This window comes from Hydrogenimonas cancrithermarum, assembly GCF_030296055.1.
Classification (GTDB): Bacteria; Campylobacterota; Campylobacteria; order Campylobacterales; family Hydrogenimonadaceae; genus Hydrogenimonas; species Hydrogenimonas cancrithermarum.
Genome location: NZ_AP027370.1, coordinates 2,059,063 through 2,073,996 on the forward strand (window position 1 = coordinate 2,059,063; position 14,934 = coordinate 2,073,996).

Annotated in this window: 14 protein-coding genes; 12 read left to right on the forward strand and 2 right to left on the reverse strand. The window is 49.7% G+C overall.

All coding sequences use genetic code 11. The annotated features are described in order from the left end of the window. Nucleotides 1-6 precede the first annotated feature (6 nt). Nucleotides 7-1,602, reverse strand: coding sequence for a sensor histidine kinase (locus QUD54_RS10510; RefSeq protein WP_286336689.1), 1,596 nt, complete (start codon nt 1,600-1,602; stop codon nt 7-9). 220 nt (nt 1,603-1,822) lie between these two features. On the opposite strand from QUD54_RS10510, the gene QUD54_RS10515 reads away from it, so the two are divergent. The 3 genes from QUD54_RS10515 to QUD54_RS10525 are packed head-to-tail and all read left to right on the forward strand — an operon-like array spanning nt 1,823 to nt 2,783. Next, nucleotides 1,823-2,077, forward strand: a complete 255-nt coding sequence (locus QUD54_RS10515; RefSeq protein ID WP_286338044.1) for a helix-turn-helix domain-containing protein — start codon at nt 1,823-1,825, stop codon at nt 2,075-2,077. After that, nucleotides 2,055-2,198 (forward strand): hypothetical protein, encoded by a 144-nt coding sequence (locus QUD54_RS10520; protein WP_286336690.1) that lies wholly within the window; start codon nt 2,055-2,057, stop codon nt 2,196-2,198. Before QUD54_RS10515 ends, QUD54_RS10520 begins: the two co-directional genes overlap by 23 nt. A gap of 51 nt (nt 2,199-2,249) precedes the next feature. Continuing rightward, nucleotides 2,250-2,783, forward strand: coding sequence for a peptidylprolyl isomerase (locus tag QUD54_RS10525; protein WP_286336691.1), 534 nt, complete (start codon nt 2,250-2,252; stop codon nt 2,781-2,783). Here QUD54_RS10525 and QUD54_RS10530 read toward each other — a convergent pair whose 3' ends face one another. Beyond that, on the reverse strand, nt 2,784-4,100 hold the full coding sequence (locus QUD54_RS10530; RefSeq protein ID WP_286336692.1) for a diguanylate cyclase: 1,317 nt from the start codon (nt 4,098-4,100) through the stop codon (nt 2,784-2,786). Between the two features lie 372 nt (nt 4,101-4,472). Here QUD54_RS10530 and QUD54_RS10535 point away from each other — a divergent pair, with 372 nt between their 5' ends. From QUD54_RS10535 to mreC, 9 genes are all read left to right on the forward strand, one after another. Next, complete coding sequence (locus QUD54_RS10535) at nt 4,473-7,103, forward strand: diguanylate cyclase (protein ID WP_286336693.1); 2,631 nt, start codon at nt 4,473-4,475, stop codon at nt 7,101-7,103. A gap of 71 nt (nt 7,104-7,174) precedes the next feature. Continuing rightward, nucleotides 7,175-9,082 carry an NAD(+) synthase gene (locus tag QUD54_RS10540; protein WP_286336694.1) on the forward strand — a complete coding sequence of 636 codons (1,908 nt, stop codon included), beginning with the start codon at nt 7,175-7,177 and terminating at the stop codon, nt 9,080-9,082. Next, nucleotides 9,079-9,531, forward strand: coding sequence for a DUF302 domain-containing protein (locus QUD54_RS10545; protein WP_286336695.1), 453 nt, complete (start codon nt 9,079-9,081; stop codon nt 9,529-9,531). The genes QUD54_RS10540 and QUD54_RS10545 overlap by 4 nt, the downstream gene beginning before the upstream one ends. A gap of 4 nt (nt 9,532-9,535) precedes the next feature. Then, nucleotides 9,536-10,615, forward strand: a complete 1,080-nt coding sequence (locus QUD54_RS10550; protein ID WP_286336696.1) for an epoxyqueuosine reductase QueH — start codon at nt 9,536-9,538, stop codon at nt 10,613-10,615. Between the two features lie 36 nt (nt 10,616-10,651). Continuing rightward, the gene (gene fabZ, locus QUD54_RS10555) at nt 10,652-11,098 is read left to right on the forward strand and encodes a 3-hydroxyacyl-ACP dehydratase FabZ (protein WP_286336697.1); all 447 of its coding nucleotides are present in this window, start codon (nt 10,652-10,654) and stop codon (nt 11,096-11,098) included. After that, nucleotides 11,098-11,889, forward strand: a complete 792-nt coding sequence (lpxA, locus tag QUD54_RS10560) for an acyl-ACP--UDP-N-acetylglucosamine O-acyltransferase (protein WP_286336698.1) — start codon at nt 11,098-11,100, stop codon at nt 11,887-11,889. The genes fabZ and lpxA overlap by 1 nt, the downstream gene beginning before the upstream one ends. Beyond that, the gene (gene clpX / locus QUD54_RS10565) at nt 11,882-13,102 is read left to right on the forward strand and encodes an ATP-dependent Clp protease ATP-binding subunit ClpX (RefSeq protein ID WP_286336699.1); all 1,221 of its coding nucleotides are present in this window, start codon (nt 11,882-11,884) and stop codon (nt 13,100-13,102) included. Before lpxA ends, clpX begins: the two co-directional genes overlap by 8 nt. Next, nucleotides 13,103-14,137, forward strand: a complete 1,035-nt coding sequence (locus QUD54_RS10570; RefSeq protein ID WP_286336700.1) for a rod shape-determining protein — start codon at nt 13,103-13,105, stop codon at nt 14,135-14,137. It begins immediately after the preceding gene. Beyond that, entirely contained in the window at nt 14,130-14,897 is a 768-nt protein-coding gene (mreC, locus tag QUD54_RS10575) for a rod shape-determining protein MreC (protein ID WP_286336701.1), read from the forward strand. Before QUD54_RS10570 ends, mreC begins: the two co-directional genes overlap by 8 nt. Nucleotides 14,898-14,934 lie beyond the last annotated feature (37 nt).

Consider the following 14,934-nt stretch of genomic DNA (forward strand, 5'->3'; position numbering starts at 1 on the left):
ACTTTCTCATCCTCTTTTGGGGATGGTGTAGGAGAATGTTACCATGTTTTTATCGTGTCTGAGAGAGACGGCGATCTGGTTTTTTTCACAGATACGTTTGACGAGAAAAAGCCCCAGGCCGAAACCGTTTTCATTCTCCGACTCCTGGTAAAACGGTTCGAACAGCTTTTCGATACGTGCGATCTCTTTGGTTTCGTTGCTGAAGCCGAGCAGTACATCATTTTCTTCGTTGATCAGTTCGATCCGGATCTGGCTGCCGGGCAGCGCATATTTGATTGCATTCGAGAGGTTGTTGTCGACCAGGCGGGTGAGCTCTTCGGTATTCATATAAACGGTATCGCACGGTTGCAGCTCAAGTGTAAAATCGAGACGGTTGGCGCGTGCGATCTCTTCGAAAAAATCGACGCGCTGCCGAATGAAGGAGCGCGGATCGATCGGCTCCTTCTCGTGTACGATTCGATGGTGACGCAGCAGATAGCTTAGGTCACCGTAGAGGGTATGGATCATTTTTGTGGCCGCTTCTATTTTTCCGATGTAACGGTTGTCACGTTCTTGCATCTTCAGCAGATCGATCTGTGCCATGATGACCGCCAGCGGGGTATTTATTTCATGGATCGAAGTTTTGATAAACGCATCCTGTGCTTTGACGAGTTGTTCACTGTACTCTTTCTGTTTTCGGAGTTTGGCCGTTTTTTGTCGTACTTTCTCTTCAAGGGAGAGGTTGAGCTGTATCAGTTCACGTTTTCTTCGATGGATCGTGTCGACCATATGGTTGACGTAATCGACCAGAGGTATGAACTCCTTGATCTGGATCCGTTGTTTGTTGATGACGCTGTATCGTGTCGCCGCCGCATTGAAAAATTCACTGAAGGTCTCGATCTCGTCCTGAATGATTTTGTTGATCAGTTTGATACCTGCGAAGGCGAAACCGAAAAGGATAGCTGAGAGCGTGAGAATCTCCATGACATATTTTATCAGGCGGTTTTTCATCGCCTCTTTCTTCTGCTGGACAAGACGGTCGAGTTCGCCCATGTAGACGCCGGTTCCGACCAGCCAGTTCCATGGTTCGAATATTTCGGCATAGGAGATTTTCGGGGAGAAACGTTTTGTGGAGGGCTCCTCCCAGCTATACGATAGATATCCACCCCCTTTTTTCGCCTTTTGTATCAGTTCCCGAAGGATCGGAATACCCGACGGATCGGTCACGTCGAGTATGTTTTGCCCTTTTATTTCCGGACGGTTGGGATCGAAAACATTGGTGCCGTCGAGAGTATAGATGAAGATATAGCGGTTTTCCGGAAGATTGGTATAGAGTTGATTGACGGCGTCGAGAATATGCTGCTGCAATTTTGTCCAATCAAGAGAATCGCGATAGTTCTCATACTCGTACGCGATAAATTGAATCACTTTTCTGGTCTGGTGCCGGATCTCCGCTTTTTTTTGCTGAAGATAACGTGTTTTCAGCTGTGTCACTTCCGTTTCGAAATCGCGGTACTCTTCGAAAACGACCAGTGCCGTAAAAAGAAGAGCGAAGAGCAGCAGAACGGAGATTCCGATCAGATTGATGGTGTTGATACTCAAGTGACATTTGGTTTGTGACACGGTTTCGCTTTTCGGGAAGTGTTGAGAGGATTATACCAAAGAAGATTATGAAAAATTAGAGATTTAAAATAAGAAGAAATCTGTGTAGTTATGAAATAAAAGTGTAGTTAAAAGTAATATAAATATCTTAAATATAAAGAATTATCCATAAATAATGAAGTAAGGTAATAAAAATAACCATTTTAATGTGTATTACAGCTTTCGAAAGTATAATTTTATGATGAACGTTAGCGACATTTTCAACATTGTCCACAATGCCCTCGAAGCCAAGAACAACGGCCGAAAGATATCTCAAAAGGCGATGGCCGAAGAGCTGGGCGTTTCGATGAGGACTTACCAGGATTGGCGTACGGGCAAGGCACAGCCGATTGCGGCACGGGCACTGATGCAGATGCTGGGGGAACTCGACGATGATGAAATTGTACGTGTAGTAAAAAAGATAAAGGCTTTGGATGAGCAATCTGACGCAAAGTGAACGTGAGGGCCTCAATGAACTCTTCTGCCACCTCGAAGTGGCCAATCTCCCTTTTTACAAGCGTCTGCTGCTCAGGCTCAACCATCTTGTCATTCTCATGAAAATGTATCTGCTGCATTGAGCGTGGTATAATCCCTCCTTTGAAATACCTCCAAAACAAAAGGATGAAACAATGTTTGGAAAGAAACTTAAAACCTACGATTATGACCAGGATACGCTGAACCAGTTTCAGTATGCGAAGATCAAGACGAACAAAGGCGATATCTGGCTCAAGCTCTATGTCGATGAAGTTCCAAATACGGTAGCGAATTTCGCGACACTCGCGAAAGAGGGATTTTACGACAATCTTAAGTTCCACCGCGTCATCAAAGGGTTCATGGCACAGGGCGGATGCCCTCACAGTGGCCCCGGCGGCAATCCTGCACAGGTCGGGACCGGCGGCCCTGGCTGGGCGATCGCATGCGAAACCGAGAAAAACAGACACAAGCATGTCAAAGGGAGTATCTCGATGGCCCATGCAGGGAAAGATACGGGTGGCAGTCAGTTTTTTATCTGTTTCGCGCCCTGTCCGCATCTGGATGGCGTACACACGGTTTTCGGCGGTATAGAAGAGAGTGACGCCGACAGCATGCTCGTTCTCGATTCGATCGATCAAAACGATACGATCGAAACGATCGAGATTCATTCAACGCGCGAGAACCGATAATTACAAAGGGTGCACGACGATTCGGTCGCGCCCTCTTTTTTTCGCTTCATAAAGGGCCATGTCGGCCGCTCCGACCAGGTCTGTAGGCTTTCTTCTATCTTTCGGAACACAGTTCGAAATACCGATACTTATCGTCATCTTTATTTTTGTCTTTTTAGAACCGTTTCGTTCGGCAACCAATTTTTGAATTTCGTTTGCAATGGTGCGTGCACCGGAAAGAGGGGTATCCGGAAGGATGAAAATAAACTCTTCGCCGCCATAACGCGCGACGATATCCATAGGGCGGCTTATTGTACGTTCGAGGATCTTCGCGATCTCCTGCAGACAGATGTCTCCTGCCAAATGGCCATAGGTGTCGTTGATTTTTTTGAAGAAATCGATATCGCACATAATGATCGAAATGGCTGTTTTTTCACGCCGTGCGATCTTCCAATAGGTTTTGAGGTTTCGCTCAAACACCCTTCTGTTACATAGATTGGTCAGGGCATCCCTCGTTGAGAGCCTTTCGAGCATTCTGTTGGCATTTTTGAGAGCATCTTCGGCTTTGATTCTCTCTTGAACCTCTCTGCGCAAGCGGGCATTGGTGTTTTCCAGTGTATGTGTACGCTCTTTGACTTTGGTTTCCAGTTCCAGATTGAGTTTTGAAAGGGTTTTCGTATAATCCTGAATCTTCTCCACCATATCGACAACGGCATTCTGGATGATCCCAACCTCGTCGCTTTTGTCTACCCTCGTTTTCGAAAAATTGAGCTTTTTGGGATCGTAGGCTATCAGTTCTCCGGCCAACTCCCTCAAAGGCGTCAGTGCGGAACGAAGCATAATGACAAGGAGACCCACAAGTGCGGCCGCTCCGACGAGAAGAAGTATCGTGAATTCACGATAATGGCCAAGGAGTTGGGTATACCTGGCATTGGAATAGAGCATTTCGATTTTGCCTATGGGTGTCGAAGTGATTTTGTCGAAAATAGTCTGTTCCAGGCGAATGGGTTCAAATCCATATGGGTTGAACGTTTTTGAGGAAAACATGAAGTGTATGCCTTCTTCCATGTCTTTGACGGAAAGTTCCACGATCATGGGATTTTGCTGGATGATTTTCTGCAAATAGTCATGCATCGGTTCATCCAAACCCAAAAACATGTTGATTGTGATGATCGGTTCGATCGAATTGAGAAGAAGCGCACTTTTCTCCGTTTCACTCTTTTTTGTGTACTGCTCCATCGAAAGATAGTGGGAATAGCTGACAAGTGCGAGAAGGAAGAGAAAAAAGAGTGTGACCACGGCGATGATGCGTGTCATGAGTGTTGGACGGCGTTTCATTCCCGGTTCCTGGCCAAAGGGTGGGAAACAAGAGATGACGATGCAGTTTTGAAGAGAGGCCGGTTGGACGTGATACTGAAAATGAGGGGGATTTTCCGAGATTTCGACACGGCAAAAATTGACCGATGCAAGGATGGCACTGATGTCACGGGTATAAAGATGAAAAAAATTGATCGCATATTTACCCTCTCTTTTCCTACCATAGCGAAAATCTCATAATGGGACGATTAAAAATACTTATATAAAATTCTTTTTCATTGAAAATAACCGAAAAACAGAATTTTTGATGATATTCAGTGTCCCTTTATGCAAGTTATACTAAATTTTATCGGTATGAGAAAAATTCTTTTATCGTTAATTTTATGTTTTACTTTGTCATTTTCCGAACAGCATCTGCGTGTCCAGCTCAATTGGGAAGCGCAATTCGAGTTTGCAGGCCTCTATATCGCAAAAGAGAAAGGCTATTATGCGGAGGAAGGGTTCGATGTTGAAATCATACCCGGAGGCCCTGCAAACAGGCTCAGTGTCGAGGAAGCTGTGGATCAGGGGAAGGCCGACTTCGGTATCGGATATGCGGGTGTATTGGTCGATATCGCACAGAAGAGGCCGTTGGTCCTTCTCGGTGCACTCTTCGAACACACACCGCTTTTGTTGATGGTCAAAGGAGAAAAACCAGATACGCTGTCCGATCTCGAGGGTATCGATCTTTTCATGAATCCGTACGAAGAGGGGAAGAGTGCAATTTCATTGTTGCTGAAAAATAGCGGGATCTCCTATGCGATGCATCCATACGACTGGAATGGATTTTGTCGAAAAGAGCGTGCCGCAATCGATGTTTTCGCAGGGAACGGCCATGTATACGAGATGCAAAAGAATGGGCAACCCTATACCCTGATCAATCCGGCGGCATACGGATACGACTTTTACAACGATTTCATCTTCACTTCACGAAGCGTTTGGGAAAAAGATCCGCTGCTCGTGCGCCGCTTCGTGCTCGCGACACTCAAAGGGTGGCGGTATGCACTGGAACACATTCCTGAAAGTGTCGAGGTGATCCATTCCAAATATGCTACCGACAAAGATATCGATGCCCTTCTTTTCGAAGCGAAGCGTTACAGGCATTATGTCGGAAGCGATCCTGCCAGGATCGGACTGCTCGGATATGAAAAACTCCATCTGATGCTGGAACGGTATGCGGAAGCCGGCTTTATCGACAAGATCCCGAAAATCGAAGCGATTGTCGATCCGCTTTTTTTGCACAATGTTTCCATTACACCGAAGGAGAGAGCGTGGATGGCGAGACATCTCATTCGCTACAGCGAAACCGACTGGCCGCCGTTTACGATTCCGAAATTCGGCAAAATGGAGGGAATGGCACAGGACTTTTTGGATCTCGTCTACGAGCGTACAGGTCTTAAGATGGTTTATCTTCCACGGCGGACATGGAGTGAGGTATTGCACGATATCGAGCACAAAAGACTCGATATGGCGATGGCGACGGGTATGACGTCCGAACGGAGAAAATATGCCATTTTCACGATGCCTTACGATACTTTTCTTTTTGGGGCCGCGGTGCAGGGAAGTAGAGACGATATAGAGACGCCGGACGATCTGCGGGGCAAAGTGGTCGCGGTCGGTAAAGATTATACGGCACACCGCTATCTTCAGGAACATTTTCCCGATATCAAACTCCTTTTGGCCCACTCGTCCCGTGAAGCGTTGAAACTGGTTTCGATCGGGAAAGCGGACGCGGCGGTCGATATCGCTCCGACACTCAAATATCTGATTGGACACTATAATTTCACCAATCTCAGAATCGCGACCCCTATCAAGGAGCCATTTGCCCTGCGTGCGATGTTCAGGGACGATTATCGCCAGGCTGTGGAGATTTTCAACAAGGGTTTGATGCAGATTACGGATGAAGAGAAAGCGCAGATCGCCAATCGATGGCTTCCTGTCGAATTGTATGGCGAATCTTTCAAATGGCTTTTTCTGCCCATTCTCCTGTTGATTGCCGTGGCATTGCTGATGGGGTATATGATGATACGGATGAGAAAAGAGATGCGGCTCAGAAAAGCTGCCGAAGAGGAGCTTGTGCGAATGTTCGATATCGTCGATCGCTATGTATTGATGTCGAGAACCGATACGGATGGCAATATCACCTACGTGAGCCAGGCTTTTTGCAAAATGACCGGCTTCAGCAAAGAGGAACTGGTCGGGCAAAACCATCGTATACTCAAAGAGCCATCCACTCCCGAATCGTTCTACAGAAAACTCTGGGATACGATAAGCAGCGGAAAAGTCTGGGAAGCGAAAGAGCTCAGAAACAGACGTAAAAATGGATCGGACTATTGGGTCGAAGCACATATCATCCCGATTACGGACAGCGATGGCCGGATCAGGGAACATATGGCGATCCGAAAAGATATCACCCCGTACAAGGAGATGGAAAAAGCCGCTTCCATCGACACTATGACAGGGTTTTACAACCGGAGGGCCTTTCATCTGATGATGGAGGAGCGCCTTTTGATGGCCCAGCGTGTCGGCGGAAGGATCGCATTCGGTATCTACGATGTGGATCACTTCAAAGAGTATAACGATATATATGGACATCTGGCGGGCGACGAGGTACTCAGGCAAATCAGCGAACAGGTACGGAGAATATGCAGGCGTTCTACCGATATGCTTTTTCGGCTGGGTGGCGAAGAGTTCGGGATTTTGATGATGCATGTCAAAGATGCCGAGAATGTCGAAGCTTTTGCGACGACGATCGCCAAGGCTATCGAATCGATGAAGATAGAGCATGAGGGCAATCCCCCCTACGGTGTCGTGACTATCTCCCTGGGTTTCGTCGTTTGCGAAATTCCAAAAGGTACCCGTGTACACATCGAACCCATTTACAGTGCGTGTGACCGTGTGATGTACCGTGTCAAGAAAGAGGGCCGCAACGGGGCGGCTGTCAAGAGGCTTCCATTGGATGCGTGTATACGAAAAACAGTGTGATGCAAATGTGTTAAAATATTCGACACTGCGCATGAGAGTGGTACGATGAAAATAAACGAAAAAGCGGGACTATGTTTGGATTTTACAGAATAGCGGCGGCTGTACCGAAAGTGAGGGTCGCGAATGTCGATTACAATGTGGAACAGATGGTCGATCTGTGGAAGATCGCGGCGGAACAGAATGCCTCGGTCGTTCTTTTTCCGGAACTGGGGATCTCGAGTTACAGTTGCGGGGACCTCTTCTATCAAGAGAGGTTACACGATGCCGTGAAAGAGGGGCTCGAAAGACTGCTCGAAGTGTCGAAACATTCCATTACGGCAGCGATCGTCGGTCTGCCGTTGTGGCACCGTGGCAGGCTCTACAACTGTGCCGCCGTTCTTCAGGAGGGACGGATTCTCGGTATCGTACCGAAAAGTTACGTTCCAGAACACAAAGAGTATTACGAGAAGCGATGGTTCTCCACAGGCAGAGAGATCGTCGGAGAGAGCGTTCGTCTGTTGGACGAAGATGTGCCGTTCGGGACCGATCTTCTTTTCGAACGGGACGGCGAGTTCGTTTTCGGCATAGAGATATGCGAAGATCTTTGGAGTGTCGTACCGCCAAGCTCCTATCAGGCCCTTGCAGGAGCGACACTGCTTTTCAACCTCTCTGCGAGTGACGAGATTGTAGGGAAGAGCGACTACAGGGAAGCGCTTGTCGCCCAGCAGAGTGCCAGATGCATGGCTGCTTACGTCTATGCATCGTGCGGCGTGGGAGAATCGACGACCGATGTCGTCTTCGGAGGCGATGTGATGATCGCCGAAAACGGTGCGATGCTTGAACGCGGTGAACGTTTTCTCGACGAGTCACAGGTCATTTTCGCCGATGTCGATCTTCAGCGGCTGAAGACGATGCGTATCGCCGAAGGGAGTTTCGCCGATGGTGAGATAAAGCCGTTCCGACGCGTGAGACTATACGACCTTCCCCGTATCGTTCAGCTCAACCGCTACGTCGATCCACATCCGTTCGTGCCATCCAAAAAAGGAGAACGCGCGAAACGGTGTAGGGAGATCTTCGCGATTCAGGCGGCTGCACTGCAGAAGAGATTGGATCATATCGGAGCGAGCGTGAGTGTGTTGGGGATTTCCGGCGGCCTCGACTCCACGCTGGCGCTGCTGGCGACCTATCATACCTACGAGATTATGCAGCGGGACCCGAAAGATATCGTCGCAGTTACGATGCCGGGGTTTGGAACGACGGGAAGGACTCTGGAGAATGCGAAAAAGCTGTGTGAAGGGCTCGGTGTAACCTTTCGACATATCGATATCGCCGATATATGCATGGCGCATTTCCGAAAAATCGGGCACGATCCATCGGACCATTCCGTCGTATTCGAAAACGTACAGGCGAGAGAGAGGACCCAGATACTGATGGACCTGGCCAACAAGCTCGGAGGTATCGTCATCGGTACCGGAGACATGAGCGAATCGGCGTTGGGATGGAGCACCTATAACGGGGATCATATGTCGATGTATGCGATCAATACAGGGATTCCCAAAACATTGATCCGTTATCTGGTGGAGTGGACCACCGAGATTTACCCCGACATTTCAGATGTTCTGCACGATATACTGGCAACACCGGTAAGTCCTGAGCTTCTGCCCCCTGAAGACAACGAAATTGCGCAAAAAACGGAAGAGGTCGTGGGGCCGTACGAACTGCACGACTTCTTCCTCTACCATATGATAAAGAGCGGGGCGGAACCGAAAAAGATCCTCTTTTTGGCCAAAACGGCATTCAAGTTCAGATATGACGAGGCGACACTGAAAAAGTGGCTGAAACTCTTTTTACGCCGCTTCTTTTCACAGCAGTTCAAACGAAGTTGCATGCCGGACGGACCGAAGGTCGGGACCATCGCGCTCTCTCCGCGCGGTGACTGGCGGATGCCAAGCGATGCCGAGGTTGAGGAGTGGATAAAAGATTTGGAGGAGAGTCGATGATAAGAGTGTGGCTCGCCATGATTCTGGCCGTCTCGTTTGTATGTGCGGAAAATGGAATGATAAGGTACAAAAGCCGTTATACGGTCGATGAAACGACGAAGCGTCTCGTCGAAATTCTTCGTGAAAAAGGGGTGACCCTCTTCAAGGTGATCGATCATGCAGAAGGGGCGAAACGGATCGGTTCGCAGCTGCCGCCAAGCAGGCTGGTCATTTTTGGAAATCCCAAGATGGGAACACCTTTGATGAGATGTTCACCCTCTATCGGGCTCGACCTGCCTCAAAAGATGCTCGTTTACGAAAACGACAGCAGTGAAGTGATGGTTACATACAATGCCCCGGCCTATCTCTTTTGGCGGCACAACGTTCCTGCCGACTGTGCCCCGGAACTTCAGAAAAAGATGAGTCTCGTTTTGGAAAAATTCGCCAAGTACGCTGCCGGAATAGAGTAGAGAGATGCTCGTACATATATGCTGCAGTGTCGATAGCCACTTTTTTCTTCAAAAACTGCGAGAGGATTTTCCCGACGAGAAGCTGGTCGGATTCTTCTACGATCCGAATATCCATCCATACAGCGAATATCGGCTGAGGCTTCTGGATGTCCAGCGCAGCTGCGACCGCCTGGGTATCGATTTGATCGAAGGCCCTTATGATTTCGAAAGATGGATGCAGGCGGTCAAGGGGTACGAAAAGGAGCCGGAAAAGGGTGCGCGCTGCGAAATCTGTTTCGACCGCCGCTTCGAAGTGAGTGCGAAAAAAGCGCAGGAGATCGGCGAAAAACGTATGACCACAACATTGTTGGTGAGCCCCAAAAAGTCCCAGGAACAGCTGAAACGGACGGGAGAGCGTTTCGCAAAAGATTACGGGGTGGAATTTGTCCATGTCGATTACCGAAGCGGCGGGGGGACGCAGCTTCAGCAGCGGATCAGCAAAGAGGAGAGACTCTATCGGCAGGATTATTGCGGATGTATGTTCGGTTTGACGATCCAACGGGAACAGCAGGGGACGATCGCGGACGAACTCTTTTCACCGCTCGACGGAAACGTATTGCCGGGATCGATCGAAGAACGGCTGCAGATCTATGAAGAGAGGCTCGAGCTCGAAGCGTCGGGCCGTGATTACAGAATCGTTCGGCAGAAGTTTCTCAACTACCGGCTCAAATTCGGATGGGTAAAACGTAAAAAAGAGACACTTGCCAGTTACATTCTTCCCTATTCGGTTATGAAACGGCGCTACACCAACGGCAAGGTAGAGATGGAAATGAACGGACTTCACTGGTTCAACAGGGAGGAGATCCGTCTTATGACGCTCGAACGCTACAATCTTCTATCCGGCGAGAGTTACACGAGCGTCAAAGCACTCGTTTTCAATCCGCCGCCTTTCGAAACCGATATGCGGGTGCGTGAAAAAGCGGGCCTGGGATTGTGGGACCTCTCACCGATGATCGTACTCGAAACGGTACCGGAGGGAAAACTCGAAATATTAATCGAATCGGAAGCCTACAGAGACGTCAGAGAAAAATTAGTACTCTTGTGATAAAATAAGAGAATTTTTAATCCAAGGACTCTTTTCATGATGGATGTTGTACAGATTCAGAAAATTTTGCCACATCGCTATCCTTTTTTGCTGGTCGACCGGGTCGTGGCCTGCGACAAAGGGACGGCGATCGAGGCTTACAAAAACGTTTCGATCAGCGAGCCTGTTTTTGAAGGGCACTTTCCCGGCCACCCGATCTATCCCGGTGTCATGATCATCGAGGGCATGGCGCAGGCGGGCGGTATTCTCGCCTTCGAGAGCATGGGCGAAGAGGATCAGGAAGAGACATCGGACAAAGTCGTCTATTTTATGAGTATCGACAAATGCAAGTTCCGAAGTCCCGTTCGACCGGGTGACAAGCTTGTCTACAAACTGGGTGTTGTCAAACACAAAGGTGCCATCTGGGTACTCGACGGCAAGGCTTACGTCGACGACAAACTGGTCGCGGAAGCCGAGCTCAAAGCGATGATCGTGGATAAATAATGGCAGTCACTATCTCTCCCCTGGCCGTTGTGGAAGAGGGTGCGCAACTGGGCGTCGACGTGGAGATCGCTCCTTTCGCCTACGTCTCTTCGAAAGCGAAAATAGGCGACCGAACGACGATCGGGCAGTGTGCCAGAATCGACGGTGACACGACGATCGGCAGCGACTGCCGCATCTTTTCGCATGCCGTTGTCGGTTCGATTCCGCAGGACCTGAAATTCCACGGCGAAGATGTTCGGCTGATCATAGGCGACCGCAACACGATACGGGAATTTACGCTGCTCAACCCCGGTACCGAAGGGGGTGGCGGTATGACGAAAATCGGTGACGACAACCTTCTGATGGGGTATGTCCATGTGGCACACGACTGTAGAATCGGTGACCGATGTATCTTTGCCAACGCCGCCACGCTGGCAGGGCATGTCGAAGTGGGCAACGGCGTCGTCGTTGGCGGGATGACACCGATCCATCAGTTCGTGAAAATCGGAGATCTCGCGATGATCGCCGGCGCGTCGGCACTGAGCCAGGATGTTCCGCCTTTCTGTCTGGCGGAAGGAAACCGGGCCGTATTGCGGGGGCTCAACCTGACGGGTCTGCGGCGTGCACTTTCGCGCGAGGCCATCAACCCGCTGCGCATCGCATACAAAGAGCTTTTCGAACGCGGAAAACCGCTCAAGGAGACGGCGCAAAAGCTGTTGGAAACGAGCGAAAGCGAAGAAGTAAAAAAATTGTGCCGTTTCGTGCTTGAAACGAAACGGGGCATTCCATATGAGAGGACGATGAATGACTAATAGAAGCTGCAGTTTCTGTGGAGCACACGAAAGCGCTGAAAATCCGCTGCTCGCAGGAAACAATGTCTATATCTGCAAAAACTGTGTCGTATCGGCGTATAAAATTCTTTTCGGTGAAGTCGAAGAGGAAGAAGAGAATATCGACAAGGAGTTGATGACGCCCAGACAACTGAAAGAGGCACTCGATCAGTATGTCATAGGACAGGAGCGTGCCAAGAGAATTTTTGCCGTAGCGGTTTACAATCACTACAAGCGGATATTCAAGCAGAAACTCCTCGAAGACGACGAAACGGAGATCGCCAAATCGAACGTCCTGCTGATCGGGCCCACCGGAAGCGGAAAGACACTGATGGCACAGTCGATCGCGAAGTTTCTCGATGTCCCGATCGCCATTGCCGATGCGACGAGCCTTACCGAAGCCGGCTATGTCGGAGAGGATGTCGAAAACATCTTGACACGCCTGCTGCAGGCAGCCGATGGCGATGTCAAGAAAGCGGAGCAGGGCATCGTCTTCATCGATGAGGTGGACAAGATTTCGCGCATGAGCGAAAACCGTTCCATCACACGAGACGTATCGGGAGAGGGTGTCCAGCAGGCGCTTTTGAAGATCATCGAAGGAAGTATCGTCAACATCCCGCCCAAAGGGGGGCGTAAACATCCGAACCAGGATTTCATCCAGATCGATACCTCCAACATCCTTTTCATATGCGGCGGTGCATTCGACGGACTTTCGGATATCATCAAACGCCGGCTCGGCGGGAACGTACTCGGTTTCAATCAGGAGAAACGCTCCAAGCGTGACGATGAAGCGGTATTGAGCTTCGTCGAAGCAGACGATCTTGTCGCTTACGGCTTGATTCCGGAACTCATCGGCCGACTTCATGTCCTCGCGACGCTCAACGAAATTACCAAAGAGGATATGGTCCGTATCCTTACCGAGCCGAAAAACGCCCTTGTCAAGCAGTACAAGAAGCTTTTCGCAATCGATGGGGTGGAACTGACGTTCGAAAAGGCGGCACTCGAGGCGATCGCGGAACTTGCGATCCGGCGTAAGACGGGTGCACGGGGGCTGCGTTCCATCATTGAAGAGGTGATGGTCGACATTATGTTCGATCTTCCCGAGTTTGCCGGATATGAGATTGTGATCACGGAAGATGTGGTCAAAAACGGCGCAAAACCGTTGCGCATCAAAAAAACGAAAAAGAGTGCGTAAATGTTTCTCGATAAACTGATCGGTGTATTTTCGAACGATATGGCAATCGACCTGGGCACGGCGAATACACTGGTCCTTGTCAAAGGGGAGGGTATCATCATCAACGAACCTTCCGTCGTCGCGATTCAGAGCGACAGGATGGGACATGAAAAGGTGCTTGCCGTCGGCCATGAAGCGAAAGAGATGGTGGGTAAGACACCGGGTAATATTCGGGCTGTACGCCCGATGAAAGATGGCGTCATCGCCGATTTCGACATCACGGAGAAGATGATCCGCTATTTCATCGAAAAAGCGCACCATCGCTCCACGTTCATTCGTCCGCGCATCATCGTCTGTGTGCCGTTCGGTCTGACGCAGGTCGAACGCAAAGCGGTTCGCGAATCTGCGCTCAGTGCGGGTGCACGGGAAGTCTTTCTGATCGAAGAGCCGATGGCGGCTGCGATCGGTGCCGGCCTTCCTGTCAAAGAGCCGCACGGGAATCTGGTTGTCGATATCGGTGGCGGTACGACCGAGATAGGGGTCGTTTCGCTCGGTGGTCTGGTGATCAGCAAATCGATCCGCACCGCCGGTGACAAGATCGACCAGGCGATCGTCGACTATGTCAAACGAAAGTACAACCTTCTTATTGGTGACCGTGTGGCTGAAGAGATAAAGATCGAGATAGGAAGTGCCCTGCCGCTGACAGAAGAGCGGACGATGATGGTCAATGGCCGCGATCAGGTCAGTGGGCTTTTGAGTTCTGTGGAGTTGACGAGCGAAGATGCGAGAGAGGCGATCAAAGAGCCGCTCCGCGAAATCGGCGAAGCACTCAAGGATATACTGGAACGGACGCCGCCCGATCTGGCCGGTGATATCGTGGAAAACGGCATCGTTCTGACTGGGGGAGGGGCTCTGATCCGAATGTTGGACAAATATCTTTCCGATATCGTCAAACTTCCGGTCTATGTAGCTGAAGAGCCGCTTTTGGCCGTAGCGAAAGGAACCGGACGCGCCCTGGAAGAGATCGATCTTCTCCAGCAGCTTTCGTATGACTAGATTTTACGGAAGAAAACTCTCTTTTTTCCTGCTTCTTGTGATTGTAGGGGGGCTGATCCTCTACAATCCTGCGATACGAACACTTTTTACAGCCTTTTCAACCACCATCCAGTCACTCTATTTCGACACGAAACACTCCGTTGAAGAGGCGATCGAACACCATTTTTTTCAAAGCAAAACCATCGAAAGGCTCCGCCGGCGGGAAATCGGACTTGAAAAAGAGCTGCTAGGGTGCCGTCAGGATGCGCGAAAATATTATGCAATTATCGAAGAGCTGGGCATAAGGCCGGACAACAATGCGACATTCATTCCAGTTCCTTCGCTGGGGTATGCATTGTTGGGGAACTTTCAGCAGATCTGGCTCAGGCGTTTCGAACGGTACGACCCGTCGAAGAATTATGGCGTTGTGCGCAATGGTTTCGCCATCGGTATCGTTGTGGAACAGAAGGGCCGGCCTCTGATGATACTGGCAGGCGATCCCTCGTGCAATTTTGCAGTGTATATCGGAGACAACCGTGCACCGGGCATTGCGATGGGGCTCGATGCCCGTCATATGGTCGTCAAATATATTCCGGAGTGGATGAAACTCGAAATCGGAGACGAAGTGTTCACAAGTGGTCTCGACCGGATTTTTCCGCTTGGCTTACCTGTCGGACGGGTTCTCTCTTTGGAAAAGATGCAGGGGTTCAAAAATGCGAAAATCGAACTTTTCGGAGATACGCTCCACCCGGATTACGTATGGATCGTCGACAAACGGTAGAGAGAATGTTCTGCTCTTTTATTGACCATGTTTTAAG

Coding starts and splice junctions, on each gene's coding strand:
- QUD54_RS10515 (WP_286338044.1), top strand. CDS start 1,823: ATGAACGTTAGCGACATTTTCAACATTGTCCACAATGCCCTCGAAGCC.
- QUD54_RS10520 (WP_286336690.1), top strand. CDS start 2,055: ATGAGCAATCTGACGCAAAGTGAACGTGAGGGCCTCAATGAACTCTTC.
- QUD54_RS10525 (WP_286336691.1), top strand. CDS start 2,250: ATGTTTGGAAAGAAACTTAAAACCTACGATTATGACCAGGATACGCTG.
- QUD54_RS10530 (WP_286336692.1), bottom strand. CDS start 4,100: ATGAAACGCCGTCCAACACTCATGACACGCATCATCGCCGTGGTCACA.
- QUD54_RS10540 (WP_286336694.1), top strand. CDS start 7,175: ATGTTTGGATTTTACAGAATAGCGGCGGCTGTACCGAAAGTGAGGGTC.
- QUD54_RS10545 (WP_286336695.1), top strand. CDS start 9,079: ATGATAAGAGTGTGGCTCGCCATGATTCTGGCCGTCTCGTTTGTATGT.
- QUD54_RS10550 (WP_286336696.1), top strand. CDS start 9,536: ATGCTCGTACATATATGCTGCAGTGTCGATAGCCACTTTTTTCTTCAA.
- fabZ (WP_286336697.1), top strand. CDS start 10,652: ATGATGGATGTTGTACAGATTCAGAAAATTTTGCCACATCGCTATCCT.
- lpxA (WP_286336698.1), top strand. CDS start 11,098: ATGGCAGTCACTATCTCTCCCCTGGCCGTTGTGGAAGAGGGTGCGCAA.
- clpX (WP_286336699.1), top strand. CDS start 11,882: ATGACTAATAGAAGCTGCAGTTTCTGTGGAGCACACGAAAGCGCTGAA.
- QUD54_RS10570 (WP_286336700.1), top strand. CDS start 13,103: ATGTTTCTCGATAAACTGATCGGTGTATTTTCGAACGATATGGCAATC.
- mreC (WP_286336701.1), top strand. CDS start 14,130: ATGACTAGATTTTACGGAAGAAAACTCTCTTTTTTCCTGCTTCTTGTG.